Genomic DNA, 26,816 nt, shown 5'->3' with positions numbered 1-26,816 from the left:
AACAAGCCAATAAGACTATTTTATCAACGTCTGTTGGCCCAAGGTAAGCTAAAAAAAGTGGCCCTTGTTGCCTGTATGAGGAAATTGCTCACTATTCTCAATTCCATGGCAAAAACAGGCAGCGAGTGGAACCCTGATTTTGCCAATCAGGCTTGATTTTGAACACAGTTGCTGCATGGATGCAGGAGGTAGAGCACCAACAGTAGGCGCTTTAGGCGACGCATGGAGCAGTTGCCGAGGCGCGCAAACAGGCGCATGGCAAGCCATGTAACTGTTTGCGCAAAGCTTCCGCTCCTGCTCACGCCCCTTGCCTACATCCCTGTAGGCAACGCCGAAGAGGGACGGAAAGACAAGTCATTTGCGGGAATTATAAAATTCACGTTCCTTAACAGTAAACCAAGCCGTTCGCGCTTGCGGTATAATCCTGTCATTGCCCTTAGCTTTGGAGTTACCCGTGATTGAACGCATGGTCAGACATCATAATATTATTGCCATTGTCGGCAATATTATTACCGTGCATGCCGCTACGGAAAAACAAGATATCAGTACACGCTTTGGCGATCTGGCCCTGATTGAGGATAATAACGGCACCCAATCCCTGGCCCAGGTCATCAAGATCGACGGCAATCGGGTATCCTTGCAGGTATTTTCAGGCACACAGGGCATTTCCACGGCGGCTTCCGTGCGTTTTCTGGGACATGCGATGCGGGTGACATATTCACCGAACATTCTGGGGCGTATTTTTACCGGCACGGGCAAACCCATGGACGGCGGCTCCCAGCTGGAGCCGGACCCTAAAGTCGGCATCGGCGGGCCTTCGGTCAATCCGATGAAGCGCGTGCTGGCTTCCAAAATGATGCGCACCAACGTGCCGATGATCGATTTATTCAATTGTCTGGTTGAAAGCCAGAAAATCCCTATTTTTTCCATCTCGGGCGAACCTTTCAACCCGTTTCTGGCGCGCATCGGCATACAGGCCGATGCCGATATCGTTGTGTTCGCGGGGTTGGGGCTGATTTTCGACGATTACCATTTTTTCAAGACCCGGTTTGAACAGGCCGGTGTTTTCGCCCGCACGGTCATGTATTGCAACATGGCTTCCGATCCTATCGTCGAGCGCCTGCTGGTGCCGGACATGGCCTTGGCCGTCGCCGAACGCTTCGCGGTGGAAGAGGGCAAACGCGTGCTGGTGCTGATGACCGATATGACCGCCTATGCCGATGCCCTGAAAGAAGTCGGCGTGTCGATGGAACATGTGCCGTCCAACCGCGGCTACACCGGCGATCTCTATTCGCAACTGGCCCGGCGTTATGAAAAAGCCTGCGATTACAAGGGCGCGGGTACGGTGACGATACTGACCGTGACAACCATGCCGGGCGACGATGTGACGCACCCGGTGCCGGACAATACCGGCTATATTACCGAGGGCCAGTTTTATCTGCACAACGCCATGCTTGATCCATTCGGATCGCTTTCGCGGCTGAAACAGCATGTGATCGGCAAAGTTACCCGCGAGGACCATGCACAGATCATGAATACAATGATCCGTTTTTATTCGGCCGCCAACGAGGCCGAACAAAAACAGGCCATGGCGTTCGATCTATCGTCTTTTGATGAGAAGTTGCTGAAGTTCGGCAAGCTGTTCCGCGAGCGGTTCATGGACATCAATGTCTCCATGACGCTGGAAGAGGCGCTGGATCTGAGCTGGCAGACCCTGGCCGAGTGTTTTACCGAAGACCAGCTGTTGATGAAGCAGGGGTTGATCGATAAATATTTCCCGAAGGATAGGCATGGCCAGGCTGTCGCTCAGTAAAACCGCGCTGCACAAGGAGAGCGCGCAGCTCAAGCGCTATAGGCAGTACCTGCCATCGCTGGATCTAAAGCGTCGGCAGTTGCTGGCCGAACGCTACAGGGCGGCGGCAAGCCTGGCCGAAACCGAGCGGATGATGCGGCAGTGCCGTGAGTTTGTGCTCCGGGAACTGCCCATGCTCGCCGAGACCCAGGTCGGTTTGCAGGGCCTGGTCACGGTCTCCTCCATCAAGGTCAGCGAGGAGAATATCGTCGGCATTCATGTGCCGGTGCTTGAGCATATCGATATCCATGTCCAACCCTATTCCACCTATGCCAAGCCGCATTGGGTGGATGCGGCGGTTATTCAGCTAAAACGCATGATGGAGCTCAAGGTCAAATATCAGGTCGGCCGGCGACGTCTGGATACGCTGGACACCGCCGTTAAAAAAGTCACTCAACGCGTTAATCTGTTTGATAAGGTCTTGATTCCCAAGGCGGAGCAAAATATAAAAAGAATACGGATTTCCTTGTCCGATACGGAACGGGCCGGCGTCGTCAGAGCCAAAATCACCAAGCAAAAACGTCAGCACTAATGGCCATCGTCAAGTTAAAAAAACTGACTTTCTGCGGATTGATCAGCGAAAAATCGACTGTTCTGGAAAAGCTGCAGCAGCTGGGCGGCACTCATCTTATCCCGCTCAAGGAGGACGGTTTGACGCCGGCCGAACTTGCGCAGTCAAGACAGGCCGAAAACGCCGGCAAGGCGCTGAAGTATTTAAAGCGTTGCGCCAATAAACGCCATCAGGTGCACAATACAAAGGATTTTGATCTGGATGGCGTGATCAATGCGGTGCTGACTATCCAAAGCGGTATGCGAACGCTGTCCGATAAGCGTGATGCGTTGCAGAAACGGATCAAGGAAATCGAACCCTGGGGCGATTTCAGGCTGCCTGAAGACGGACTGCGAGGGCTGAATCTCTGGTTTTATATCGTTCCGGAGCGCCTCATGAAACAGATGTGGGCCGTTGATCTGACCTGGCAGGTGGTGCACAAGGATAATTTATACAGCTATGTGGTCGTGATTGCCGGGCAGGAGCCGCCGGCCTCAAGCATGCCCGTGGCCAGAACGCATACCGGCAAGGTGCCGTTGTCCCGGTTAAAAGACGAACTCAACCAGATCGAACTGACACTCCAGGATCTGCAGGCCGAAAGAGAATCCCTGACGCGCTGGATAGCATTGCTTGAAGTCAATCTTGCCGAGACCGCGAACCGGTGCGAATTATGGCTGGCCCATTCGCTCACGCTCGATAGTGATGCTCTTTTCATGATTCAGGCCTGGGCTCCCGAGGAGCAGCTCGCCGTTTTTGAACGGTTTGCCAAGCAGCACCGGTTGGCGTTGATGATCTCAGACCCCGAGGCGGGCGATACGCCGCCGACGCTATTGAAAAATCCCGAAAAACTGGCAAGCGGCGAGGACATCGTACATTTTTACCAAACGCCGGGCTATTTTGGCTGGGACCCGTCCGTGGCCGTGTTTTTCTCGTTCGCGCTGTTTTTTGCCATGATCCTGTCCGATGCCGGGTACGCGGCGTTGTTCATGCTGTTGCTGGCCGGCAAATGGCGGGCTTTGGGGCAGTCAAGAAAGGGCTTGCGCCTGCGCATGCTGTCTATGGTCACGCTGGCGGCATCGCTGGTCTGGGGCGTCATGATAGGCAGTTATTTCGGCTATGGCCCAGCGCCCGACAGCCCCTTGGAAACACTGAAATTACTGGACATCAATGATTTCGACGCGATGATGCGCCTGTCAATTTTTGTCGGCGTCGCCCATATCGCGCTGGCCAATGGCGTGATGGCCTATCATCGCTGGGGCAAAAAAACGGCATTTGTGCCTGTGGGATGGCTGGCCATTGTCATCGGCGGCTTTATGATCTGGCAGGTCTCTGGTCCGCACCAGCATTTAATTCAGCAACTGGGCTATGGCGCCCTGGCGGTCGGTTGTCTGTTTTTGCTGATGTTCAGTAGCGAGCGCACAGTCGTTAAGCCTCGAGACTGGTTATGGGTTATCCTGGACGGTTTTAAAAGCCTGACCGGGCTGACTGAAATATTCGGCAATGTGCTGAGCTACATGCGCCTGTTCGCCCTGGGCCTGGCGGGAGCCTCGCTGGCCTTGACGTTTAACCAGTTCGCCGAGCAGATTTATCATGCGGTACCGGGTGCGGGACTGCTGTTAAGCATTCTGGTTCTGTTGGTCGGACATGTCCTGAATCTGGCGCTGTGCGTGATGAGCGGCGTCGTACATGGTTTAAGGCTGAACTATATCGAATTTTACAAGTGGAGCGTCTCTGATGAAGGCTATCCGTTCAAGCCGTTTTCTAAAAAAGGAGTAGGTAATGACTGAATTCATCGTTATTTTTCTGGGCTGGATGGGCTTGTTTGCTCCCATGGCGCTGGGTGCGATCGGCAGTATGATCGGCTGCACGATTGCCGGACAGGCCGCCATCGGCGCCATGCTGGATTCCGAAGGCGGCTATGGGCGTTATGTCGGGGTCTCGGCCATGCCTTCCTCTCAGGTCGTTTATGGCATTGTCATCATGTTTACACTGAACCGGACCATTACGGCCGAAATCGCCCCGAGTATTTTTGCGATTGGTATCCTGTCCGGGCTGGCATTGATGCTGAGTGCCATCTATCAGGGGCAGTGCTGCGCTTCGGCCATTCATGCGGTCAAAGCCAAGCCCGAGGTTTTCGGGTTGTCCATCGCGCCGGCTTCGATTGTTGAAGGCTTTGCCGTTTTCGCCTTTATATTCGCCCTGGTTCTGGCCGGCGGCATTCCGCAGACTTGATGGTATTGATTCATGAACAATGAAAAGTTGCCTTTCGTCTCATCGGGTGTTGAGGCGTTGATCAACCGGTTGAAAGAGCAGGGCATTGCCGCCGGCCAGGAAAAGGCCGAAAGCATCGTCACCGACGCGCAAAAAAGAGCCGAATGGATTATCGACGAGGCGGAGCTTGAGGCACAATTGATTATCAATAACGCCAGGGCCGAGGCCGAGGCCTTGAAAGCGGCCGGCGAGGATGCGTTAAAACTGGCGGCCAGGGACGTGTTCCTGCGGCTGCGGGACACGTTGTTGGGCAGCTTCAGCCGGGAAGTCACGCGTGTGGTCGGCAAGCAAATGACGCAGGAGGATTTTCTTGAAAAACTGATCCTGGCCCTGGCGGGACGCGTCCGCGATCAAACAGGCATCGATGATAACCGGCAGGTGGTTATTCAGTTGCCCGAGGATGTGATCGGCGTCGAGGAACTGCGCCGGAATCCGGAAGAGCTCAGGGAGGGCGCTTTAACGCAGTTTACGGCCTCGATAGCTGCCGAGCTTTTGCGCGGGGGCGTAAAATTCGAGGTGTCCGGTGATTTGGACGGCGGCCTGCTGATCAAGCTTGAGGATGACAATATTGTGATCGATTTCTCGGATCAGACGGTAGCGGCGTTATTGCTGGAACATGTTCAGCCGCGCTTTCGGGCCTTGTTGCAGGGTATCGTCAAGTGATCTCCGAGCGTTTTAAATACACCATGCTGCTGGCAAGTCTGCCTCCGCACGCACCGGATCTGTTATCGACCACGCAGACGCCCGTCTCACGTATTCAGCTCGATAAACGCCTGGCCTTGCTGGATGCCCGCGATGCCGAAGACTTACAGCGTATCGAAACGTTACTGCACTGGTCGCATGTCGGAATGGGGACCGACGAGGAGATCGTCAGAAAAAGCCATGAAATGCTGGAATTGATCAATGATGACTTTCTGAAAAATTTGATCCGCTGGCGGCTGGAATTAAGAACCTTGGTCTCGGCGCTCAGAAAAAGGCATGCCGGCATGCCGGCGCCGGAGAAAAATACCTTTGCGGGGTTTGGCAAATGGCCGTTCTTTATCGCCAGGAACTGGCATGAACCTGATTTCGGTATCGCTCATCTGTTGCCCTGGCTGCCGCAGGCGCGGGAGCTGGTGGCGCAAAATAAAAGCTATGAACTGGAAAAGCTGCTGCTGAACCTGGTCTGGCAGCACTGCGCCCGAGAAGGCAGTCAGCATTATTTCGATTTTCCGGCCGTGGTGATCTATGTCCTGCGCTGGAATGTGATCAATCGGTGGGCTAACTACAATGCCGCGAATGCCATCGAGCGCTTTGATCAATTGGTTGATGCGGAGCTCCAGGACTTTATGCTGGATTTTGGAAGAATATGAGTCGTGAAAATGTAACTACAGCCCGGATCATCGCGGTTCAGGATGATATCGTGTCTATCGAAACCGTGGAGGGCGCGGATTTTCCGCTGACAAAGAATGAGGTCATCTACATACATCCGAGCCGAAGCGAGTCCCGGCATGCCGAGCGCCTGAAAGCGGAAGTTCTGAGGATACACGGCAAAAAGGCCGATGCGCAGGTTTATGAGAGCACCGCCGGCATCGGTGTCGGTGATTTTGTCGAGCAAAGCGGCGAGATGCTGTCGGTGGAGCTGGGGCCGGGCCTGTTGGGACAGGTATATGACGGCCTGCAAAATCCCCTGGATCAATTGGCGGCGGAATTCGGCTATTTCCTGCCGCGGGGCGTCGATCTGCCGGCGCTCGATGTCAATGCCAAATGGGCTTTTACGCCGACCGTTCAGGTCGGTGCGATGCTGCCTGCCAGCGCCGTGATTGGCACGGTGCCGGAGCGCGGTTTTATCCATAAAATCATGGTGCCGTTTGACGTGGCGGGGCTGGTTAAAGTCATCTGGATACAGGAAGGTGCGGTCACGGTCAACGATGCTGTCGCGGTTATACAGCTGGCAAACGGCAAGGAGCGCGCTATCACCCTGAAGCAGCGCTGGCCGGTGCGCAGGCCCATACCCCAGAAATTGATAAAAAGCAGCGTGGTAACGCAGCAATATCCGGTTGAACCGCTGATCACGCATCTGCGTCTGATCGATACTTTTTTTCCGATTGCCAAAGGAGGCACCGGTTGTATTCCGGGGCCTTTCGGCGCCGGCAAGACAGTGCTCCAGAATCTGATCTCGCGGAATTCAGAAGTCGATATCGTCATCATCGTGGCCTGCGGCGAGAGGGCGGGCGAAATCGTCGAAACGATCACCGAGTTTCCGCAGTTGTCCGATCCCAGAGGCGGCGGCTCATTGATGGATCGGACCGTGATTGTCTGCAACACCTCGTCCATGCCGGTCGCGGCGCGCGAGGCCTCCATTTATACCGGCATCACGCTGGGCGAGTATTACCGGCAGATGGGGTTGAATGTCTTGCTGCTGGCCGATTCGACATCCCGCTGGGCGCAAGCCATGCGCGAAACCTCGGGGCGGCTGGAAGAAATTCCGGGCGAGGAAGCGTTTCCGGCTTACCTGGATTCGGCCATCAAGAATATTTATGAACGGGCCGGCGTCATTCTGAACCAGGACGGTTCGACCGGCAGTTTGACCATGATCGGCACGGTATCGCCGGCCGGAGGCAACTTTGAGGAGCCGGTGACGCAGTCCACGCTGGGCACGGTCAAAACCTTTCTGGGGCTCAGCGCCGACAGGGCCTATAAACGCTTTTATCCGGCCGTCGATCCGTTATTGTCCTGGTCGCGCTATCCGGACCAGCTAAAACCCTGGTATGAAGAGCACATGGGCGAGAGATGGACGGAGAGTGTGTTGGCCATGCTGGCCTTGCTGAAGCGGGGCGACAATGTCTATCAGATGATACAGGTCGCCGGCGAGGAGGGCATCACGCTGGACGATTTTGTGCTCTACCAGGAGGCTCAATTCCTGGATATGGTGTATCTGCAGCAGGATGCGTTCGACGAAGTCGATGTGGCCGTGCCGATCAAGCGGCAGCGGGATAATTTTCGAAAAATCATCGATCTGGTCAGCGCGGATTACCGGTTTGCCAGCCAGGATGATGCGCGCGATTACTTTACGCGCCTGACCGGGTTATTCAAGAACCTGAATTACGCGCGCCCGGAATCGCCGGAATATGCCGAGCTGTTGGCGAAAATCGACCGGCTTTATCAATCCGCTATTTAAAAAAAGACTGCGCATTGTCTGTTCATTGATGATGTTCATTTAGCCGGCGACGCCGGGAGTGAATAGGCGAATTTCTGATTATCGCCAGTCTTGGTCATATCTTCCCCGGTTGCCGCGTAATATAATGGAGCAATTTTTTTAAATTTGGTAACACTATGAAAAAAATCAAAGTTCTTTTTGTCTGCATGGGCAGTATACGAGCATGAAAAAAACATCTTATAAGTCAATGTGTTGCGTCATTCCCCAAAATGCCCCCAAAATTACTCCAAAATATTCATTCTATTTGATAGCTATTTCAAGCCATTCCGCACCTCTGGAATCATGATATAGGTCAGTCATTTTTGAGGATTTGTGACCAAGTAGACGCTGCGTATCTAAGCCTTGGTCACGATATAACCGCTCAGCAAGTGAGCGCTGTTCATGAAATGTCGGCGGAGATCCATCCCACGTCAGTCTTGATTTCACACGCGCTTTCTTGAATCCTTTACTCACTGTATTAAGATGAACAGGATCACCAATTTCTTGATTTACTCCGCGTCGGGTGTGATGAACAAGGTACTGAGAAAGGGCATGCTTTCGGCACCTTGTGACGACATCTCCCAAGCTAGCATCAATACATTCCAAACGAAGAGCTAATGGTATTTTGATCAGCGTTCGTGTCTTTTGTTGGGGCACATGTAAGAAGTCGCCATCTATGAACGCATAAGGTTTGATCGAGTATGGCTTTTTCTGAATGAATGCCGAAAATGCTGGCTCCCAGTCAGAACCGCGTTTGAAGCGTGCAAGAGCAATATCCTCCAGGCGTTGCCCTGTAATAATCGCCAGCAGCATGGAATTTTGCACCCAGGGTTGAAGTGATTCTGCGGAATCAAAAATAGTTTGCCAAGTTTCGAACGTCAACCTAGCGCGTTTCACGCGTACGGCTTTATTCTTTGTCATAGTTGCGGGGTTGGAATCTAATTCTCCGGCTTGTATTGCTTCCGCAAAAACATCGATTAGTGTGGAGCGTAATGACTGCGCCATACGCTCTTTGCCAGCGGCGCGATACGCATCCAAATTAGTTACAATTTCCTTAACTGTGATTCCCTTTATTCCTTTATTGCCGAAAATCTCGCCTAAACGTTTGACTAGATGGATTCGCGTTCGGTAAGTGTTTGGTTTAATCTCTCCAGACTGCAAACGGTCGTTGGTGATTTTCAGGTATTCATCGACCCATTTATTGAAGGGTATACCCGCGGATTTGATGCGAGGCTGCTCAGCCATGATGTTATCTGGCGTGATTTGCGCTAGTTGTGCATAAATTGCCGCATTGAGTTGTTTTGCGCGATTTTTAGCTGTTTCTTCGTCTGCGCCGAGTCCCCAGAACTTTCCATTTCGAGGGTCCTTGTACTGGAAAGATAGATTTCCTGTTCGCTTGTCTACTTTGCGGTAGAGGTTTGGTATCTTGTTTAAATCTCGATTCGTTGACGATCTGCGACGAGGCGCCATAATCTTAATACCTATTTACTCAAAATAGCTAAAACCAATGGGTCCACAGGCGATATACCTGTATCAACATTGCTTGGGATTTCAATGGATTTTTGTGGTTTCTGGAAGATAGCATCTCTTTGCACCAGCCAATCTCTACCTACTTTCTGGGCGGGGGGCTTGATATAGCCATTTCTCGCCCAGGTGCGCAAGGTATTGGGTGTATAGCGCCCTCCGAATTTTATTGCGTTCCACTGTTCTAGGGGTACTAGCACGGTCATATTGTCACTCAAAGTTGCAAAGGTTTCAGCTCAATTGTTAATTTTTTCCTAGGTTTTTTTAGCGTCGTCTAGATTTTGATCAAGATGTGTAGCCATAGCCTCGGTACCAACGAAGCCATGGCGTACATTTGACTGCTAACCCGTTAAGGAATATGTGCCGTAATGAATTCTGCCATCAAAGCGAAATAAGTAGAGACTTTCATGAAAAGGACTTCACTCAATATTTACAAATACAGCACACATTCTGCTGCAGTTCATTATTAATCAGTTTGGCGCTTCGACAATGGCCACATCGCACCAGCTTTAAAATCCCACACTCTGACCATTTTGCAATCATCCAAGAATCAGAAAAATCGAAAATTGGTCTGACTTTATAAACAGTCAAGATATATGTCTCGTATCGGCGATATGCGTTAATACATCGCTGAATAAAGTCATCATGGATTTCAATACGAAAATAAAAAACAAATACAGTGGCTTGCTTCGTTCTTGTAAAACTCTTATAGATAAAATTCGAGTTGAACTTTAACGGTCCTCTCGGTGGGGATCGTTTGTGCATATCGACAAATGCTTTGCGTAGAATCTTAGGCGACAATCCTGTCTCATCAGAGATGATGTTAATTCTTGCCTCAAGCGACAAAAGCTCAATAGCGGTAGCATATCGCTCAATGATATTCAGACTCATAGACCCCTTCCATGTCTATACTACCGATGACATTCAAAAATACGTCGATCTCATCTCCTTGTAAGGCAGCCAGTTTCGATGCGAACTCGGTAGTAAATCGTGGTTCAAAACAAATAACGCCAGAAGACGAAATTCGACGAATTTGTTCAATATCCATATTCGCAAGGGACTCAATCATTCCAGACCCCAACCCAAAAATAATATGAGCAGCAGATGGATCACGGCGTGATAACTCCCTGGCCTTAATAAGTAAATCACAAGTGATATCCGATATGTCGCCAAATGTTTTGCTGTCCCGAGCTACAACCCTGTCCAAATATTGGAAGGACTTTAAAAGCGCTTCTTCGTAAGCCAAATGATGGTCATCTGACAAATTCATCAAATGAACCCTGCTTTTTATGGTTTCGCTCCCAAACTCAAGAACCAGCGGGAACAAAAAATCTTGAAAGAAAACTACTGTTACTTTAGCGATTGAATCGAAATCTACTCGACAAATCTGATCAGAAGTCAACAATCGTTCAGTAACGACCCGGGAAAGATCAGATCCTTCCGAATTAAGCATTTTTCGTCTATATAACTTCTTTAACAAAATCACAACGCCTCCGAATGAAACGTATATTTTGAAAATATATCGTTAGCGTTTTTCTTGTTAACGTTCAGGTTAGGCGTTTTCCATTTTTGACGCCCACTTGAATCAGTAATTGAGTCGCATAGTGGACAAAGTTTATAAAGCTCTGGGTAATCTCGAATGGAAACATATGACGAATTGCATCGGGCGCAGCTAATTCCACCTATGTAAGCCATGGCAATCTGCTGTCCAATGTGCCAAGCCCGATTGATATTTAGTATCTTAGGATTGCCCCCAATAATTTGCTCATAGAGCATATAGGAAGCAAGGAAGATTTCGCCTTTTGTTGCATGTTTTGCGGTTTCGTTTTCGGTATTTTTTTTGGGGTCGAGGCTGTTAGTTTCCTTGTTCCCGACTTTGCCGATAGACGAAATATCTTGTTTCTCGCCATTGATCGCCTTTTGGGAAATCGTTTGAAAAACATTGAAATAAATTGAAGCATGTAGGCAATTTTGCGGCGCTTTGACTATCCAGTCAGGATCATAGGGCAATAGACCGGCTGAGGGCCCTTGTCCATGGATCTCTTTATGGAATTGAAGAGCGGATGCTTTTGATATCTGGCAAACAGCTCTCACAATCGAAGGTCGCCCCCCTTTTTCAATGATGCCTTTTGCCAGATCTAATTTGCGTTTTAGACCTAAAATGTCTGTCTCTTTGGGTGTAAGCCGCAAGTGAGATTCCGTTATCACTTAGCCCCCTTTAAGCCTGTGCGAGCGACGCAATTGGTAATAAGGCTGCGGCTATACTTGATGTAATACCGTGCGGCGCTGGCATGACGGACGGCATTCTAAAGACAGCCCTGCCGCATTCAGACAGGCTTTTGATTTCTTCCAGCGTCATGCTGGCAATTTTCTCGATTTCTATGTCATTAAGATTAAACCTCCAAATAGCCTCCATGGGATTATGCCGGGCGCATTCCCTGGCCAGCATCAAAAATTGGAAGTTAATAGCTTTTAAATCATCGTTAACAAGATTCATAATTTTAATCACATCTCCATATTATTTTTTTGGGTGAATTTTGGCTGAGGCATTAAAAATGCCATAGCGCGAAAAATCACCCAAAAGGGCAATAACCCGCGCAAGCCATGATGCGCAAGGTATGTAGGGTCACACATCCCAAATGCTAGTCACTCCAAAAATTATGTAATCAAAAAACCTTGTTGACGAAATATGTAAATATTGATCTACACAGGCGCCGCTCCAATTCAAGAACCGATTGTGGTCAATTCGTCCTCTCTACACCCTCCAGAGATATCACGCATTTAGGGTCAACGAACGCTCAAAAATCGAAAGAGGCCGAAAAACAGCGTCTTTTGTGCCGATGGAAAAAAGCTGTTTCTCGTAAGATTTTTTCAACGTTAACCGGAAGAAAAATTGATGAGAAAACAATTAATAACCTGTGCTCTTGCTCTTTGTATGGCTTTGGCCAACCCGTCCCAGGCCGGAGAAATAAATGCAAAGTCTGATAACGATCAAGCACTAAAAGCGTTCAAAACCTACACTTCAAGGTCTTTTCCACCAGAACTGTTGAGCGTCAAATTGGTTCACAAGGGAGACAAACGTGCGTAGTTTTTATGGTTCGCACGCTATCTTGACGCTGGTCTTGATCGCGGTTTTTGTAACAGATGGGATAAAAGATGCTTTTCTAGTCTTAGTGCTGGCGATACTGGAAATAAGCCTCTCGGTTGATAACGCCGTCGTGAATGCCGGTGTGCTAAAAAACATGGAACCGATATGGCAGAAGCGTTTCCTTACATGGGGCATGTTGATTGCCGTATTTGGCATGCGCCTGGTTTTTCCAGTCATGGTGGTGTCATTTGCAACAGGATTAAGTTCTCATGATGTGATTTTGCTGGTGATAAATTCACCCGAGCAGTACACGCACCACTTACATCAGGCTCATCCGATGATCGCGTCGCTCGGCGGTATGTTTCTGTTGATGGTCGGATTGTCCTTCATGTTTGACGAGACGCGTGATGTCTTATGGATCGGGGCCATCGAAAAACGTCTTCAATCGCTGGGCAAAATCGATGCAGTAAACACGACAATCTCGCTCGCTTGCCTATTGATCATTAGCGCCACAGTACCTTCTGAAATCAAGGCATCGGTTTTGATCGGTGGTATTTGGGGTATATTTCTTTACGGATTCGTGAGCAGTTTGGACAGTCTGTTTGCGGTTTCCGAAGATCAAATGTCAATCACGCAAACCGCCAAACGAGGTGGACTCATTGCGTTTTTGTATCTTGAATTGCTCGACGCCTCATTTTCCTTCGATGGTGTCATTGGGGCTTTCGCAATATCTCAAGAAATCCAAATCATCACGCTTGGCTTGGGGATTGGAGCTCTATACGTTAGATCACTGACCATTTACCTGGTCAAAAAAGGCGTACTCGATCAATACATCTACCTCGAACACGGCGCCCATTACGCCATTCTCGCATTGGCAATGCTCATGCTGGCCAGCATCGTTCATGAGATACCAGAAGTGATAACAGGAGTTACCGGCGCCGTCTTGATTGGCCTATCTCTCTGGTCCTCAAATTCATACAACAAACAACAGGCATTGCTTGTTGCTCCGGAATCGCTCAAGCAGCGTTATCCCAACCTTCACAACATTTCTTAACCAACTCATAGGGGTAAAAAATGGCTTTAAGTTTGACCAAAGGCGGTAATATCAATCTGTCAAAAACGGACTCTTCATTAAAAAACATCATCGTCGGCCTTGGCTGGGATGTTAGAGAGAGTGACCAGGAAACCTTTGATTTAGATGCCTCCATTCTAATGGTGGGATCCAGCGAGAAGGCTAAAAATGAGAAAGATCTCATTTTTTATAACAACAAGAAGTCACTTTGCGGTTCGGTGAATCATGCGGGTGATAACAGAACAGGTTCTGGGGATGGCGACGATGAGTCCATTCATGTCTTCCTGGATAAAGTGCCAGCTGAAATTCAAAAACTGATTATCTTCGTATCCATTCACGATGCCGACAAACTCAAACAAAACTTTGGCCAAGTCCTCAATGCATTTGTTCGACTGGTCAATAAAGATACCCATGAAGAAGTTACACGTTACGACCTTAGTGAAGAGGGAGATACGGCAACTTACACATCAATGATTTTTGGGGAAATCTACCGCTATCAGGGTGACTGGAAATTTAAAGCGGTTGGTCGCGGGGTTGAAGGCGGCCTTTCTGAATTCGCACGCATACATGGGTTGGACGCATGATTTCTTTAACCCCACTGAAAATGTTGGTTTTATTGTTTTCTTGTGTCCTCTCTGGTGCTTTGGGCGGCTACTACGCCGCCTCTTTTTCACCAGTGCCGGCGCAAATCGCAATAGTCGACGTGCAAGCCTTAGTCAAGAAAGCCGTAGAGAAAAACCAGGCCCAAACCGAAGACGATGCCAAAGCTCTTATGACGAAAGTTAAATCATCGACTGAAGAGTTAATCCAACGCGGCGTGGTCATTCTCGACGCACAGTCAGTGCTGACTGCTCCAGAGGAAGCTTATGTCAACATTGAATAGTGACGAACCGTTAACGCTGAATGTCTTTATCGAACGAACAAAGACATTCGGTCATATTTTAGTCAACCACCTTAAGTCGCATTTGATTACTTGGTTATTGTTGATTTCATTGTATGCAGTAATACACGCCAACTACCGTTTGGCTATCAATCAAACGCCTAGCCTGCCTTACACGCTATTCCTGATTTGTCTTGATAAAAATGTCGAAACCGGGGGCTTTATAGCATTCAAATGGCACAACGGCGATCCCTATCCAGATGGATATATCTTCACTAAACGCCTGCTCGCTGGTCCAGGCAACATTGTTACTAAGAAAGGCCGGGATTTCACCGTGGGCGACCGGACGCTTGTCGGTAAAGAAGTAGGTCTTAGCCTCAAGAAATTATTTCCAAATGATGAGTTGCATGATGGGAAAAATACGATCCAATTGGGTAAATACTTCGTGGCCGGTGATCATGAATACAGCCTCGATTCTCGTTATAACCTTCTTGGACTGGTAGATGAAAAAGATGTCATTGGTCGCGCGTACCCAATTTTCTAGTTGCTTCCTGGCAGCATTGGTGCTGCACCTGTCGTCTTCTTCCGTTATGGCGGGAGAAGACGATTTTTTTCTAAAGGAAATCCTTAAACAACAGCAGCCCAATATGAATCGACAATTGCCCGATTGGTTGAAAACCAAACCCATGCATTTAAGTCCGCCTTTAGAAAAGCTTTTTAATGAAGGCAATCGGATCGCAAATCCAGGTTCTGATAACGATATTGACATGGGTAAGCGGTCATTTGCTCAGGCTGTGCAAGGACGCTGGATTTTCGTTTCGTTCGGCATGCCGATGCATGAAATGAAAGCCGCGGCTGAAGAAGCAGCGTCCACCAAGTCGATACTGGTTTTTCGAGGAGTTGAGAAAGACCAAAACACGGGGTCAGTCACCAAAAAGCTTTTGCCGATTGTGCAGAAATTAAAGCCAGTCCCAGGTGCTGTCATCGATCCAACATTGTTTACGAGATTCAATGTTACAGCAGTACCAACAATAGTCGAGACCGATGCAGAAGGAAAAACACGTAGTGCTCGTGGCTTACCGGGATTCGATTGGTTAAGCAAGCAAGAACCTGGAGATCATGGCCAAAAGGGACCAATTTACGGCATTTTAGAGCCTGACATGATTGAAGAAATACAGCGCAGGGCGGCAAATGTCGATTGGGAAAAACAAAAAACCGAAGCCATCGCCAATTTCTGGAAGAAACAAGACGAATTTAATTTACGACCGGCCGAAAAGACCAGGGAAAGGACTATCGACATGACAATCGTTTCGACGCAGGATATTTTCCATCCTGACGGACGATTAATTATCAAAAAAGGCGACAGGATCAATCCGCAAGCAATGATGCCAATGCGGCACGCCTACATCATATTTGATGCCACCAGTAAAAAACAGGTTGCAATCGCCAAAAAAGCCGGCGACGAAATTCTCAAAAAGGGTAAGCCAGTCATTTACCTGTTTTCCAAAATCGACAAGGAGCGTGGCTGGAGCCATTACAACGAGACCGGCAATTTCGTGAACGGTCCTTTGTACAAGCTCAATAAAAGCATCGTCGACCGGTTCAAGTTAGAGGTATTGCCAACTGTAATTGAAGGTCAAGGCGATCACGTTGTTGCCAAGGAACTTGCAAGCGGTGAGGTTCATTAATGCGTCAGAAAATATTATTGACTCTATTTGGCTTGGTGCTCTCAGGCCATCTCCTGGCGCAAGAAACCATCAATACTTCCGATAGCAATACGATTTCAGCAGAGAAATTGTTATGCCCTGATGCCGATATTTGGGGAAAGAAAATGATGACCGGCATTTGTTGGAGTTGTTTGTTTCCCGTCAGGCTTTTGGGCATGACACTTTTCGACATGGATAACGATATACCGGATGGAGCGACGGATGAAAGCTTTTGCTTCTGTAGCGACGACAACGGTATTCCAAATATTGGCATGACGGCTAGCGCATGGCTGCCAGCAAGACTCATTGAAATCGTTAGAAAGCCTTACTGTTCTCCAGCCCTTGGCGGTATATCGTTCAACAACGGCGTAAGACTTTGGGGTGGGCATAAAGAGGTGGAAGGCGACGGAACAGATAAGACCTTTTACAACTATCACTATTGGGCTTATCCCTTGTACATGATCCTGGATCTGTTTGTTCAAAATAGCTGCAATGCGGGCGGTTTTAGAAGTATGGACATGATGTACATGTCTGAATTGGACCCGACATGGAATATTGATGAATTGGCTTTTTTCCTCAATCCCGAAGCAGTGGTGTTTGCTAATCCTCTGGCTGTAGCGGCCTGCACGGTCGACTGCACCGTAACGACTGCATCGCAGCCCATGACTTCTTTATGGTGGTGTGCTGGATGCTGGGGCAACTTATATCCGTTCGTAGGAAACATTGCATCCGATGCTTCGCCTCCTAGAGACACCAGTTTATTGTCGGCAAGGGTATTGGCCGCACTTCACAGGCGAGGATTAGCCCATAAAACTTATGGCAATGACGCTTTATGTAGCGGAACGATCTACCCCATGGTCCCAAAGCAACAATACAAGATGAGCATGTTGTTTCCGGTCACTGAAGCGGAAGCCGAAAAAATGCTGACTGAGAAGAAAGATGCAAATGGCAATACAGTTATTGGAGCAAACGGACAACCAGAAATGGTTGAAAAGGTCGTGCCCGGTGAAAACTGTTGCCACTACATTGGGGAATCCCCATTCAAATGGGGTGAGTGGCGAAACATACCGGGCACAGGTGAAGATTTTGTTTACCTGATTTGGCGCTATACCGATTGCTGCCTGAGTTACATTGAAAAATAGAAGCCATGGATAAAATCCAAAAACCGATGGCACACATACTGATTGTGTGCATATTTCATAATTCTATTGCAGCGTTTTATTTATTGACGCTAGCGACATTCTTTGTGCCATTTCCCGTGTTCGCAGATGCTTTTCTCGATCAGGCGGCTGAAGGCCAGGCATTGGGGGGCTCCCTCCTGTCAGGCTTTACTGTTCCAAATGTTAATGGCTCGACCGGTCAGATTACCCTGACAAATGGATTGGTTTCAGGCCAAACCATAGAACAAAACGAAATGTTCCAAGAGATCCAGCCGGGATCAATGGATACCGCAGCCGCAGCTTATGGAAATGCCGGCGCTCAAGGAAGCTATGTTAATAGCAGCATCGAAAGTTTAAGTACAGGCTCAACACAACATGCCGCTGCGTATCAAACGCTCATGGGCGCCAATACAGCAATGCCGAACATGCTGAACGATCCGATTTGGAAGCAATCGGATGACGTTTTGTCTCGAACCTCGCCCTTGATCGACGATATGTTCAGCGGCTGTGAAAAAACAACAAATTGGGGTGAAAAATCATGTTCGATTCACGTCGAGGACTTGAAACAATGTAAAAAATCTCTCAAGACAGAAAAGTGTTCTGTAACCCGATCCCTTGCTTATAGTCCTGTAATGGGATTCGGTTCAGGAGATGGAAACATAGAGAGCTGTGGTATAGGTTGTACCTTTCTCAATCTTGGGATAGTCGGCGATAACTATTGGCCAGGTAATTGCGACACATACACGCAATCCGTCTCGTTTAGAGTGTTAAGACCCGACAAAATCAAGCGAGTGACAATTTATCGCGTCAAATATGACGACGAGACCCGAATATGGATGAATGGTGCATTGATTTTTACCGGGCAATCGGGTTGGGGAGGCTGCGAACACGGGACCAGTTGGGATGAATATCCGGACTTGGATATAACATCAACATTCAAGCAAGCTGCGGCTGATACGTTAATTAGCTTCGTGCAACAAACCAGGGTCGATGGAAATGGAGAGGGTTACGCGAGAATAAAAGTAGAAGCGGAACCCGATATCGAAGAACAATTTATTGATAGTCCTGCTGGATGCCGCGAGAGATTGTTTAACGCATGGCCACTAGGTGGAACAGCACCTACCTTTGTATCATCCGGTTCGTTGAATGACCAGGCATCGACGGATTGGTGGCAGTGTTCCGATGCGACAAATGCAATGGTGGTTGGCCCCGTAACCATCACTCCGAACAATTACACGACATACGTTTCAAATAATACGGACATCTTGCCGGATGCTCCTGTCATGCCTCCCAACCCAATTTGTAATAGAGCGGAGACAAGAACGCCGGGAACGATATCTCTGGACTGTTACACAGACTACCAAGGTTACCAAGTTTGTCCGCAATACAATTACGACACTAACGAACATAACACCTGCGAATCTTTATCTTCCTGTGCTTACATCAAAGAAGAATGCGAGAAGGACGCAAACGGTAACGAGCTAATAGATCCAGTTACCGGGGCATGCAAAGACTTTATTGTCACTTATGACTGCGGAACTGACAGTGCCTCGACATGCGACACAACAAACAACGGTGAAAATACCATTTGTGACGCGCAAATCCGGTGCATGGGTGGGGAGTGCGTTGATCCCAAGCAAGAATCAAATGAGGATTTCATCAAAGCAGCAACCGCGCTGCAAACTCTGAATGAGTCTCAAAAACAACTGTCTTGCGATCCGCTTGCAGGAGCATGCAAACTATTTGCAGGAGAGGCTTACACATGCCAAATGGCGGATTTATCAATCCTTGGATCGGTTGATTGCTGCAATATGCCAATAGGAGGCAGTTGGATTGATTACATCTGGTTGGCAAAGAACACTTGGAGCTTAGCTGACACCTCTGTAGAGATATATACGTATGGACTGGAAGGCATTGGTCAGAGCGGTGCCTGGCAGGTACTAACTAGCGGGACAGTCCTTGAAACGCCCGTCAGTTTAATATCAGAAGCCTATACGGCGATTACCGATACGTTTACATCGATGTCCGATTCTGTTGTTTCGATGTTAGGCGAGGAGATAGGCGTTGATTTAGGGATTGAGGCGATAAAACAACAAGTCGTGCAATGGCTGGGTGAATGGATTGCGTCGACATTCGGGGAAACCGCTGCATCAACATTGCTATCAGCAACGGTAAGCGGTACTGGTGCGGCTGCAACGACAACCTATTCAATGGCCGGATCATTACTGTCCTCAATCGTAACCGTTGTCGGAATCATTTATGCGATTTATCAAATAGCAAAACTTGTTGTCCAGTTGGTTTTTGCTTGTACGGAAGAAGAAATAAAGCTTCAAATGTATAAAAATCAAAAAATGTGTACCAAACCCGATGAGATCGGGACCTATTGTTCGTCTAAATTCTTAGGCAGCTGTGTCGCCGAGAAGCAAGTTTACTGCTGTTTTTCAAGCCCTTTTGCTAGGGTGTTTCAGGAGCAGGCCAGGAAACAAATGGGCAATGATTTTGGTGAGCCATTGGCGCCAATTTGCGAAGGATTAACGATAGAGGAAATCAGTCAACTTGATTTTGACAAAATGGATTTTGGTGAATGGATCAATATGTTGAAAGTGGCAAACGTCATGCCACTGGACGGGGCTAAAGCAGACGAAATGTACAGCACCCAGTTTTCAACCGTTGGTGACCTACCTAACACTCAGACGAATAGTGTTATTGATAGGATCAATTTGCAAACCCAAGGAACCGATATCGATGCTCAAAGACAATATTTAATTGACAACATGTAGCTGTCTATTTATTGGCCAATTTGAGTGATAACCAGATAGCACGTAGCCAGGAGATTAATGATGAACAGGGTTATCCACAGATTCTGTGGATAACTGACACCTCATCCGAAAGGATGGATTGGCTCCGCCCGGCTGGACGGCTATGCCCAGCCGCAAGAATATTCCTGGCTGCATTGATATCGCGGTCATGCAGCGTGCCACACTGGTCACGGGATTAGCAAACCTGTTTTACCTTTACAGCTCTGCTGTCGCAGCATCTCCACCATTTTTCACAGGCGCAGTATCGCTGCGCCCCAGCTAAAAATCAAAAGAGGCCGAAATACAGCGCCTTTCACCATGATGCATTTTCTCGTGACCATTTACGATGACGGCATGAAAAAACATCTTATTCTCGCGTTCTCATTGTTGGTTTCTCAAAGAGCTTTCCCTGATACCGCGTTGGCAAACAGCTTTTGGGGTGAGGCAGCAAAGTATGCAGGCATAAATGTCGCGACTCTGTATGGAATAGCAGTACACGAAAGCGGCATGCACTGGTCAGATGGCAGTTTCAGACCTTGGCCGTGGACTCTCAATGTTAATAAAGGCAATGAAGGTGTTCAAGCCGGACCGCGGCGGTACGCTTCCAGGCAGGCTGCCGAAGCGGCTTTGGTCGATTTGATTAAAAAAGGAATTAGGAATGTTGATGTGGGAATCATGCAGGTAAATCTCTATTGGCATGCTGACAAAGTTGAGAACGAAACTGACCTGCTAGACCCAAGAACGAATATCAGGGTAGCTGCGGATTATTTGAAAGATTTAAAAACTAACAGAAATATTACTAGAACGGTATCCGACTACCACTCTCCGTCCAACCATGCCAGAGGAATCGATTACGTGGGAAAAATAAAACGTTACGAGAAAATAATTAATGAAAAAATCAAATAAATTACCGCATTTAATGGCTATTGCCTTAATTTTATCGGGTTGTGCTACAACGGATACATGTCCATTTGAGTCTTTGTTTGGCGATGATAATTGCGAAAAAATTACCATAAAAGCTTACCTGCCTCCGATCGTTTCAGATTTGGATTACAGGAGTATTCAAGGCGATAAAGACCAGGTGATTGTCCCAAGTGAATTTCAGCATGCGCTAACTGTTTCAGGTCATAAAGAAACGATTTCAGCGCCTGTAACGCCGACATTTGAATCATATCCATTTAATGCGCTTTCGGAAAACTATATTCCGAAAAAAGAAACCGTTTTATTTGAGCTTGATCAATCATCAATATCAGATGGAGAATCAAAAAAACTTGATGATCTTATTCATAAGATCGAGTCATCGAACTTAATGCATCTCAGCATTGAAGGACACACTGACTCGAAAGGTTCCGCAAAATACAACAAAATACTTTCTGTTAAAAGAGCCATAGCTGTAAAGGGCTATCTAGTTCAGCATGGAATAAGTGAGTCGAAAATATCTACGAAAGGATTTGGCGAAACTTCGCCTGAATTTCCGAACGATACAGAAATTCATCGAGCTCAAAACCGCAGAGCAAACCTAATACCCATGACAGGTAATTGATATGCGAGATATACCAAATTATTTAGATGACCCACAGCAAATATTATTTTGGGAGTTCGATGAATTCATTCTTCTGGCAATAGCATTTGGGGCTGGGATTATGGTGGGTTATCTCGGTGTATTGCTGGTGATGGGGCTTGTTGGGATCAAGTTTTATCGCAAAATCAAAGACAGGCAAGCATCTGGTTTCCTTCTTCATGCAATGTATTGGTATGGCGGCATGGGTTCAAAAGAATCATTTCCAACGTCATTACCGCTTTCATTTATTCGTCGTTTTTTTTGAGGACGATATGAACTATAAAAATTTTGCTTCAACGTGGTTAAGCCTGCAGGCATCAAATCGATTTTTAAAATTAGTTATTATCAGTCTGGTAGGTTTGAATCTGCTGACTATTATCGGATGGCTTAAAAAGGACTCATCCGTAATATTGATTCCGCCTGAATTGTCGGAAAAGGCGGAGATAGCAAAGAATAAAGCGTCGGAAGGCTATAAAAAAGCTTGGGCAATGTATACCGCAACACTCATTGGAAATGTCACGCCAGAGAATGCGGATTTCGTCTTAGATTCTTTTGCCGGAATGGTAACAGGGGAAATTCGAGCTCTCGTTACTGAGCAGATTGCCCAGGAACTGGATACCTTAAAACAAGAAAAGGTTACATCTAGTTTTGATATTGTCAGGGTTACTTATGAGCCTGAAACAGATAAGGTATTTGTGACCGGAAAAAATAGAATGACGGGTGCCGGAGGAAAATCTGACGCAACCGAACAAACCTTTGAATTCAAAATTGATGTAAAACAGTATTCACCGATTATTACTCAAATGGCTTCATATGAAGGCATGCCGAAATTAATAAGCGTTATTCAAAAAGAAGAGGCCAAGCAAAAAGCTGAAGAAGAACGCCAAAAAGCATTACAAAAAAATAGGAGCCAACCATGATGAAATTGAAGTTAATGATTAACTCTATGATGTTAATTGCATTCACTAGTGCTTATGCCAATAACGATACGCCACCACCTCCAGAATTGCCTTTCGAGGCTGCAGATGGATCGTCCTTAACTTCTTATCAAAATGGCGAAGCCGGTGATTTGGGAGCGTATGACAATGACAAGACACAGGTGATAGTCGATCCCGTTGCCCAGCAGGCAACCGGTCAAATATCGCCCACTATGCACTTTCAACCGCGACAAGGGGCGATGGATCAGCCATTATTACAGGATCAACAGACACCAGTTCCGCAGGAAGAGCCAAAACCCTCGCCGAAACCCAAAAAAAGACCAAAGGTTTTGGATAAAACCCCTGAAAAAACCCAGGAAAATACAGTGGAAGAATCGAGAAACTCCAAAGGGCTCGATCTTGGCTTGCAATCAGGAATTTCGATCCAGCCAAAACCGGGGCGAACAGAAAACGTGATCATCGCTAAAGGTAAGCTGAATAGAATCGTTACGCCTTATGCGGAACCGAAAGTATTAACAGTAGACAATGTTGAAACAAAGGTCGACGGCTCAGCAATTTATATCGCTAGCGACTCAGATTCTCCTGTGAGCATGTTTATTTCAGACTCCGAGTCTGGCAATGCGGCGTCACTACAACTATCACCGCAAGAATTAGTTATGCCGGTAGAAATTCGAATCGAGGCCGATCCAAAAGCCAATGCAAATGAAGCAGGGGCGTCCAGAAATGACAGGTTATTCAGACAGGATTCGCCCTATATCACAGAGGTTAAAGCAATTATGCAAAATCTCGGCAAGCAACAAATCCCTCAAGGATTCACGCTAGAGGATTTGACGGATGAATTGCGCGCGATGACCTTTTGCCATGACCCTGGTTTGACCTATTGGCCAGGTCAATTACTGTCAGGCCACGACTCAAGAATCGTTGTGCTTATCGCGCAAAACAATGGACTTTTGGCAACAACGTTTGAAGAGTCATTCTGTGCCAGCGAAAACACCATGGCGGTTGCAGCATGGCCGAAGGTTAGGTTGGAGCCTGGAGAAAAAACCGAGATTTATCTTCTATTACGATTGCCAGAAGGTAAAAGTGGCGAAGAAATCAGACCGGCCCTGCTCTAATAATTCTGGAGAATCATTATGATCGATCTTGAAAAGAAGACCGCCAAGGAAAAAATCATCGAATGGTATGAAAAGCTCGATCCTACCAAGCGAAAGCAATTAACGTTATTCGGCGGGAGCGGTGCATTGTTCATTGTGGCAGCAATTCTCATCTCGGCCACATCGGATAACACTTCTAATAACTTTCTTCAAAAACCCAGGAAAGTCGAATACACGTTGTTCAACGGCAAAAGCCCGCGTGACGTGTCCATTGATGCCATGGCAGGAAGAATAAAAAAACTGACTGAGGATTTTTCTGAGATTCGAGCCCTGTTTCAACGCCAGGATCAAAAAATTCAAGAAGCGTCAAAATCACTAAAAATGCAAACTGACGAGCTGAATCGCAAAACAGAGCGATTAGCGCAACAGACAGGAGATCTTATGCAGCAAATGAGCGCGGCACAAGAAAGCCTGAAAAACCAGATCCCGCTGCCCGGTGTGCCGCTGGATGACCAGGGCAATGAAAATGGAAAGGGCCGCGGGAAAAAAGGAGGCAAAGAGCTTCCTCAGCCAGATTTGTTAGGCCAACAAGGTCCTCCAGCCTCAAATGGCGATGTTTCGCCGACAGAAACTGGCCCGAAAATTCGCGTGGTAACTGGTACCGGTGAAGAAGCACAAAAAAATGCCAAAAGCGGCCCGAGCACTGATGCCGGTGCTGCCAAAAAACAGGGGGAAAAAAGAATCACTGAATATGTGAACATCAAAAAACCGTCAGGCAAAAACGGTGTTCCGGATATGTTCTTACCGGCTGGCAGTATTTTAAGCGGCACCCTGGTAACGGGGCTTGATGCGCCTACATCTAACCAATCTCGCAATGATCCGTTTCCAGCTCTATTGCGGGTCAAGCATGAGGCAATTTTACCAAACCGATATAGGATGGATATTCGGGAGTGTTTCCTGATTGCCAGTGGCTACGGTGACCTGAGTGCTGAACGTGCATATATGCGTGCAGAGCGTATTTCATGTGTGAAGAAAGATGGCGCAATCATTGAAACAGCTATCGATGCATACTCTGTTGGCGAAGACGGGAAAGCGGGTGTAAGAGGTCGATTGGTCAGCAAAAACGGACAAATCATTGCAAATTCACTGTTGTCTGGTTTTGTATCCGGTATTACCAATGCGTTTGCGCCGCAAAAAGTTAAGGCCTATACGAATGTATCGCCTGGGCAGGAACAGGTATTTCAATACCCTTCTCCAGAGATGATTGGTGGTCAAGCGCTAATGGGTGGCGTCAAAGGCGCTGCGGAGCAGATTGCGGATTATTATCTGGAAATGGCTAAAAACATTTTCCCAATTATTGAAGTTGATGCCGGTAGAAAAATCGACTTCATCATGATCCGCGGTATGTCGTTGTCACCGAGATCAAAATCCAACCAACAGGGATCGGGCATGGCAGGAAATACACGTAATGCGAGCTCAAGTTACGGGGGCGGAAATAATGAGATGTATGGAAACGAAATGATGGGAAACATGATGAGCGGAATGCTCAGTAGTGGCGGACAGGGTGTTGGCGGTTATTTAGGTTCTCGTATGGGCGGCAACATGGGAGGCAGTTATGGCGGCTATCGACGCTAAATTAAATATTTTGGAGAAAATAATGTTGAAAAAGACATCGGTTTTGTTTGCCCTGGTTATGTTTTGGGGAGAAGCACATGCAGTAGGGATAGATGCGGCTCAGCCTAACAAACCAAAAGCAGACACTGAAATGACGGCAGAAGTCAAAGACATCATGCGTAGCGTCGACGAAGTGAAGCGATTACCGGTGACGGGATTATCGATGGTTAAGGCGGGTGAAAGAACGTTCTTGATCACGGATAACGGTCATTTTGTCGTTGCGGGTAATTTCAAGCTAGTTGATATGTGGCAAGGAAAGGTTATTGGATCAGTATCAGATACCAAAGGCATTGACAAAGTAGACTTGAGGAAAATTGGCCTAAATCCAGATGAACTATCTACGTTCGCCATAGGCAAAGGCAAGAAAGAGGTGACTATATTTGTAGACCCTCAATGCAACTATTGTCACGACCTTATTGTTCAGCTTGAACCGTTGGGTAAAGAGTATTCATTCAAGTTGGTCTTGATCCCTGTTCTCGGAAAGGAATCAGCTGAGATCAGCAAAAAGCTGATATGCAATCAAGATAAAGAGCAATCTTTGAAGGCGTTGATTGCGAAGGATTATGCCAAACTACCAGCACTGGTTCGTAAAGAAGGGTCATGTGATCTAAAACCGCTGCAAAAAGCAGTTGTAGCCACTAAATTGCTGGATATTCAGGGAGTACCTTTCATCTTTTTACCATCAAAGAACACATTCAAAGGTGGCGTGCCATCATTCAAAACATTATTGGAAAAAGACCTTGAGGATGAAATCAATGGTAGATAATCGACACTTCAAGTCTATATTTTTGGCTTTGTTTGCGGCGCTTTTAAATGGGTGTTCGTTCTTAGGAATTGGACAAGGAGACTTTTCCTGTCCAGGTGGTGTTGATGGGGTGCGCTGTATGTCAGCACGTCAGGTTTATCAAGCCACCGAGTCTTCGGATTACGTAAAAACGATAGCGGAATCCGATAAGTCTGAGACGGGAAAAGCAATCGTCACCGGTCATATTCAGAACGGAACCAGTCAGGTGGCAGTGCCAAGTATCGAGCAACCGATTCCAATAAGAACGCAGGCCAAGGTGATGCGTATTTGGATGGCGCCTTGGGAAGATGATGATGGCGATCTCCACGCTGACGGATATATGTACACAGAAATTGAGAGCAGGCGATGGAATCTTGGGGATCGTTTTCGATCGCCTGGAACGGCGATATCTCCTTTATCGGTTCAAACACCCACATCAGGAAAATAACGAAACACTTCAACAAAAAAACCGAACCTCGTGTTCGGTTTTTTTATGCTCGGTCGAAAGGCGGGTAAAACAGATAGCCTTTAGATTCTCCACCGAAAGAGCATCTATTTTTGACATCTTTCGAGCTTAAACAAAGTTGATTTTTTCTAGAAAATGAACTTGTTCCGGAACAGAACCCCAGTCGGCGAATTGCAAATAGCTGGCCACCTTAATCAAGCATATTTTTGGAGTTGTAAAT

29 protein-coding genes and 1 pseudogene are annotated in these 26,816 nt (G+C 47.4%); 24 read left to right on the top strand and 6 right to left on the bottom strand.

Annotation, left to right across the window (positions count from 1 at the left end):
* From EK22_RS24195 to EK22_RS08920, 8 genes and pseudogenes are all read left to right on the top strand, one after another.
* Positions 1–156: pseudogene (locus tag EK22_RS24195) on the top strand (IS110 family transposase); the annotation flags it as partial.
* Positions 157–454: 298 nt separating this feature from the next.
* Entirely contained in the window at positions 455–1,813 is a 1,359-nt protein-coding gene (locus EK22_RS08950; protein WP_020160687.1) for a V-type ATP synthase subunit B, read from the top strand.
* Positions 1,791–2,384, top strand: coding sequence for a V-type ATP synthase subunit D (locus EK22_RS08945; protein ID WP_036250100.1), 594 nt, complete (start codon positions 1,791–1,793; stop codon positions 2,382–2,384). Before EK22_RS08950 ends, EK22_RS08945 begins: the two co-directional genes overlap by 23 nt.
* Entirely contained in the window at positions 2,384–4,189 is a 1,806-nt protein-coding gene (locus EK22_RS08940) for a V-type ATP synthase subunit I (RefSeq protein WP_036250097.1), read from the top strand. Before EK22_RS08945 ends, EK22_RS08940 begins: the two co-directional genes overlap by 1 nt.
* Entirely contained in the window at positions 4,182–4,634 is a 453-nt protein-coding gene (locus EK22_RS08935) for an ATP synthase subunit C (protein WP_036250094.1), read from the top strand. Before EK22_RS08940 ends, EK22_RS08935 begins: the two co-directional genes overlap by 8 nt.
* A gap of 12 nt (positions 4,635–4,646) precedes the next feature.
* Complete coding sequence (locus EK22_RS08930) at positions 4,647–5,336, top strand: hypothetical protein (protein WP_020160692.1); 690 nt, start codon at positions 4,647–4,649, stop codon at positions 5,334–5,336.
* Positions 5,333–6,025: a DUF2764 family protein gene (locus EK22_RS08925; RefSeq protein WP_081917815.1), complete on the top strand. Its 693-nt coding sequence runs from the start codon at positions 5,333–5,335 to the stop codon at positions 6,023–6,025. The genes EK22_RS08930 and EK22_RS08925 overlap by 4 nt, the downstream gene beginning before the upstream one ends.
* Complete coding sequence (locus EK22_RS08920) at positions 6,022–7,833, top strand: V-type ATP synthase subunit A (protein ID WP_036250092.1); 1,812 nt, start codon at positions 6,022–6,024, stop codon at positions 7,831–7,833. Before EK22_RS08925 ends, EK22_RS08920 begins: the two co-directional genes overlap by 4 nt.
* Positions 7,834–8,112: 279 nt before the next feature.
* Here EK22_RS08920 and EK22_RS08915 read toward each other — a convergent pair whose 3' ends face one another.
* The 6 genes from EK22_RS08915 to EK22_RS08895 all read right to left on the bottom strand — a co-directional run bounded on the left by EK22_RS08915 (position 8,113) and on the right by EK22_RS08895 (position 11,884).
* A complete protein-coding gene (locus tag EK22_RS08915; protein ID WP_036250089.1) occupies positions 8,113–9,321 on the bottom strand; it encodes a phage integrase Arm DNA-binding domain-containing protein in 1,209 nt (402 codons plus the stop codon).
* A gap of 11 nt (positions 9,322–9,332) precedes the next feature.
* Positions 9,333–9,581, bottom strand: coding sequence for an excisionase (locus EK22_RS08910; protein WP_036250086.1), 249 nt, complete (start codon positions 9,579–9,581; stop codon positions 9,333–9,335).
* Positions 9,582–9,798: 217 nt separating this feature from the next.
* Positions 9,799–10,266, bottom strand: coding sequence for a FlhC family transcriptional regulator (locus EK22_RS23570; protein WP_081917814.1), 468 nt, complete (start codon positions 10,264–10,266; stop codon positions 9,799–9,801).
* Positions 10,247–10,855: a hypothetical protein gene (locus EK22_RS08905; protein ID WP_152565053.1), complete on the bottom strand. Its 609-nt coding sequence runs from the start codon at positions 10,853–10,855 to the stop codon at positions 10,247–10,249. The genes EK22_RS23570 and EK22_RS08905 overlap by 20 nt, the downstream gene beginning before the upstream one ends.
* 2 nt (positions 10,856–10,857) lie before the next feature.
* Positions 10,858–11,565 (bottom strand): FlhC family transcriptional regulator, encoded by a 708-nt coding sequence (locus EK22_RS08900; protein ID WP_036250081.1) that lies wholly within the window; start codon positions 11,563–11,565, stop codon positions 10,858–10,860.
* A 28-nt stretch (positions 11,566–11,593) separates the two neighbouring features.
* Entirely contained in the window at positions 11,594–11,884 is a 291-nt protein-coding gene (locus EK22_RS08895) for a flagellar transcriptional regulator FlhD (protein ID WP_152565052.1), read from the bottom strand.
* A gap of 387 nt (positions 11,885–12,271) precedes the next feature.
* Here EK22_RS08895 and EK22_RS25230 point away from each other — a divergent pair, with 387 nt between their 5' ends.
* From EK22_RS25230 to traV, 16 genes are all read left to right on the top strand, one after another.
* Positions 12,272–12,463, top strand: coding sequence for a hypothetical protein (locus tag EK22_RS25230; RefSeq protein ID WP_036250076.1), 192 nt, complete (start codon positions 12,272–12,274; stop codon positions 12,461–12,463).
* Positions 12,456–13,517, top strand: coding sequence for a DUF475 domain-containing protein (locus EK22_RS08885; RefSeq protein ID WP_051961814.1), 1,062 nt, complete (start codon positions 12,456–12,458; stop codon positions 13,515–13,517). The genes EK22_RS25230 and EK22_RS08885 overlap by 8 nt, the downstream gene beginning before the upstream one ends.
* 20 nt (positions 13,518–13,537) lie before the next feature.
* Entirely contained in the window at positions 13,538–14,119 is a 582-nt protein-coding gene (locus tag EK22_RS08880; RefSeq protein WP_036250074.1) for a TerD family protein, read from the top strand.
* The gene (locus EK22_RS08875; protein ID WP_036250072.1) at positions 14,116–14,418 is read left to right on the top strand and encodes a hypothetical protein; all 303 of its coding nucleotides are present in this window, start codon (positions 14,116–14,118) and stop codon (positions 14,416–14,418) included. Before EK22_RS08880 ends, EK22_RS08875 begins: the two co-directional genes overlap by 4 nt.
* The gene (locus EK22_RS08870) at positions 14,402–14,959 is read left to right on the top strand and encodes a S26 family signal peptidase (protein ID WP_051961812.1); all 558 of its coding nucleotides are present in this window, start codon (positions 14,402–14,404) and stop codon (positions 14,957–14,959) included. Before EK22_RS08875 ends, EK22_RS08870 begins: the two co-directional genes overlap by 17 nt.
* Positions 14,919–16,103: a TrbC family F-type conjugative pilus assembly protein gene (locus EK22_RS08865; RefSeq protein ID WP_081917812.1), complete on the top strand. Its 1,185-nt coding sequence runs from the start codon at positions 14,919–14,921 to the stop codon at positions 16,101–16,103. Before EK22_RS08870 ends, EK22_RS08865 begins: the two co-directional genes overlap by 41 nt.
* Positions 16,103–17,263, top strand: a complete 1,161-nt coding sequence (locus EK22_RS08860) for a TraU family protein (protein ID WP_051961810.1) — start codon at positions 16,103–16,105, stop codon at positions 17,261–17,263. Before EK22_RS08865 ends, EK22_RS08860 begins: the two co-directional genes overlap by 1 nt.
* Before the next feature lie 5 nt (positions 17,264–17,268).
* Positions 17,269–20,061, top strand: a complete 2,793-nt coding sequence (gene traN / locus EK22_RS08855) for a conjugal transfer protein TraN (RefSeq protein ID WP_036250066.1) — start codon at positions 17,269–17,271, stop codon at positions 20,059–20,061.
* Positions 20,062–20,433: 372 nt separating this feature from the next.
* Complete coding sequence (locus tag EK22_RS23095) at positions 20,434–20,985, top strand: transglycosylase SLT domain-containing protein (RefSeq protein ID WP_159654471.1); 552 nt, start codon at positions 20,434–20,436, stop codon at positions 20,983–20,985.
* The gene (locus EK22_RS23090) at positions 20,969–21,622 is read left to right on the top strand and encodes an OmpA family protein (protein ID WP_081917811.1); all 654 of its coding nucleotides are present in this window, start codon (positions 20,969–20,971) and stop codon (positions 21,620–21,622) included. Before EK22_RS23095 ends, EK22_RS23090 begins: the two co-directional genes overlap by 17 nt.
* A 1-nt stretch (position 21,623) precedes the next feature.
* Positions 21,624–21,905 (top strand): type IV conjugative transfer system protein TraL, encoded by a 282-nt coding sequence (gene traL, locus EK22_RS08840; protein WP_036250064.1) that lies wholly within the window; start codon positions 21,624–21,626, stop codon positions 21,903–21,905.
* A gap of 7 nt (positions 21,906–21,912) precedes the next feature.
* Complete coding sequence (locus EK22_RS08835; RefSeq protein ID WP_036250062.1) at positions 21,913–22,560, top strand: TraE/TraK family type IV conjugative transfer system protein; 648 nt, start codon at positions 21,913–21,915, stop codon at positions 22,558–22,560.
* Positions 22,557–23,693, top strand: coding sequence for a TraK domain-containing protein (locus EK22_RS08830; RefSeq protein WP_081917809.1), 1,137 nt, complete (start codon positions 22,557–22,559; stop codon positions 23,691–23,693). Before EK22_RS08835 ends, EK22_RS08830 begins: the two co-directional genes overlap by 4 nt.
* A gap of 18 nt (positions 23,694–23,711) precedes the next feature.
* Positions 23,712–25,307: a TraB/VirB10 family protein gene (locus EK22_RS23085; protein WP_051961804.1), complete on the top strand. Its 1,596-nt coding sequence runs from the start codon at positions 23,712–23,714 to the stop codon at positions 25,305–25,307.
* Positions 25,288–26,112 (top strand): thioredoxin fold domain-containing protein, encoded by an 825-nt coding sequence (locus EK22_RS08820; RefSeq protein WP_036250057.1) that lies wholly within the window; start codon positions 25,288–25,290, stop codon positions 26,110–26,112. The genes EK22_RS23085 and EK22_RS08820 overlap by 20 nt, the downstream gene beginning before the upstream one ends.
* On the top strand, positions 26,102–26,578 hold the full coding sequence (gene traV, locus EK22_RS08815; protein ID WP_036250054.1) for a type IV conjugative transfer system lipoprotein TraV: 477 nt from the start codon (positions 26,102–26,104) through the stop codon (positions 26,576–26,578). The genes EK22_RS08820 and traV overlap by 11 nt, the downstream gene beginning before the upstream one ends.
* Positions 26,579–26,816 lie beyond the last annotated feature (238 nt).

Source organism: Methylobacter sp. BBA5.1 (assembly GCF_000746145.1).
Taxonomy (GTDB): domain Bacteria; phylum Pseudomonadota; class Gammaproteobacteria; order Methylococcales; family Methylomonadaceae; genus Methylobacter; species Methylobacter marinus.
The sequence above is the reverse complement of the archived record's forward strand: the minus strand, read 5'-3'. Positions and strand labels throughout refer to the sequence as shown.

What these genes read in the sequence shown, in the direction of transcription:
- EK22_RS08945 (WP_036250100.1), top strand. Translation starts at nt 1,791, where the DNA reads ATGGCCAGGCTGTCGCTCAGTAAAACCGCGCTGCACAAGGAGAGCGCG.
- EK22_RS08940 (WP_036250097.1), top strand. Translation starts at nt 2,384, where the DNA reads ATGGCCATCGTCAAGTTAAAAAAACTGACTTTCTGCGGATTGATCAGC.
- EK22_RS08935 (WP_036250094.1), top strand. Translation starts at nt 4,182, where the DNA reads ATGACTGAATTCATCGTTATTTTTCTGGGCTGGATGGGCTTGTTTGCT.
- EK22_RS08930 (WP_020160692.1), top strand. Translation starts at nt 4,647, where the DNA reads ATGAACAATGAAAAGTTGCCTTTCGTCTCATCGGGTGTTGAGGCGTTG.
- EK22_RS08920 (WP_036250092.1), top strand. Translation starts at nt 6,022, where the DNA reads ATGAGTCGTGAAAATGTAACTACAGCCCGGATCATCGCGGTTCAGGAT.
- EK22_RS08915 (WP_036250089.1), bottom strand. Translation starts at nt 9,321, where the DNA reads ATGGCGCCTCGTCGCAGATCGTCAACGAATCGAGATTTAAACAAGATA.
- EK22_RS08910 (WP_036250086.1), bottom strand. Translation starts at nt 9,581, where the DNA reads ATGACCGTGCTAGTACCCCTAGAACAGTGGAACGCAATAAAATTCGGA.
- EK22_RS23570 (WP_081917814.1), bottom strand. Translation starts at nt 10,266, where the DNA reads ATGAGTCTGAATATCATTGAGCGATATGCTACCGCTATTGAGCTTTTG.
- EK22_RS25230 (WP_036250076.1), top strand. Translation starts at nt 12,272, where the DNA reads ATGAGAAAACAATTAATAACCTGTGCTCTTGCTCTTTGTATGGCTTTG.
- EK22_RS08880 (WP_036250074.1), top strand. Translation starts at nt 13,538, where the DNA reads ATGGCTTTAAGTTTGACCAAAGGCGGTAATATCAATCTGTCAAAAACG.
- EK22_RS08875 (WP_036250072.1), top strand. Translation starts at nt 14,116, where the DNA reads ATGATTTCTTTAACCCCACTGAAAATGTTGGTTTTATTGTTTTCTTGT.
- EK22_RS08870 (WP_051961812.1), top strand. Translation starts at nt 14,402, where the DNA reads ATGTCAACATTGAATAGTGACGAACCGTTAACGCTGAATGTCTTTATC.
- EK22_RS08865 (WP_081917812.1), top strand. Translation starts at nt 14,919, where the DNA reads ATGAAAAAGATGTCATTGGTCGCGCGTACCCAATTTTCTAGTTGCTTC.
- EK22_RS08860 (WP_051961810.1), top strand. Translation starts at nt 16,103, where the DNA reads ATGCGTCAGAAAATATTATTGACTCTATTTGGCTTGGTGCTCTCAGGC.
- traN (WP_036250066.1), top strand. Translation starts at nt 17,269, where the DNA reads ATGGATAAAATCCAAAAACCGATGGCACACATACTGATTGTGTGCATA.
- EK22_RS23095 (WP_159654471.1), top strand. Translation starts at nt 20,434, where the DNA reads ATGAAAAAACATCTTATTCTCGCGTTCTCATTGTTGGTTTCTCAAAGA.
- EK22_RS23090 (WP_081917811.1), top strand. Translation starts at nt 20,969, where the DNA reads ATGAAAAAATCAAATAAATTACCGCATTTAATGGCTATTGCCTTAATT.
- traL (WP_036250064.1), top strand. Translation starts at nt 21,624, where the DNA reads ATGCGAGATATACCAAATTATTTAGATGACCCACAGCAAATATTATTT.
- EK22_RS08835 (WP_036250062.1), top strand. Translation starts at nt 21,913, where the DNA reads ATGAACTATAAAAATTTTGCTTCAACGTGGTTAAGCCTGCAGGCATCA.
- EK22_RS08830 (WP_081917809.1), top strand. Translation starts at nt 22,557, where the DNA reads ATGATGAAATTGAAGTTAATGATTAACTCTATGATGTTAATTGCATTC.
- EK22_RS23085 (WP_051961804.1), top strand. Translation starts at nt 23,712, where the DNA reads ATGATCGATCTTGAAAAGAAGACCGCCAAGGAAAAAATCATCGAATGG.
- EK22_RS08820 (WP_036250057.1), top strand. Translation starts at nt 25,288, where the DNA reads ATGGCGGCTATCGACGCTAAATTAAATATTTTGGAGAAAATAATGTTG.
- traV (WP_036250054.1), top strand. Translation starts at nt 26,102, where the DNA reads ATGGTAGATAATCGACACTTCAAGTCTATATTTTTGGCTTTGTTTGCG.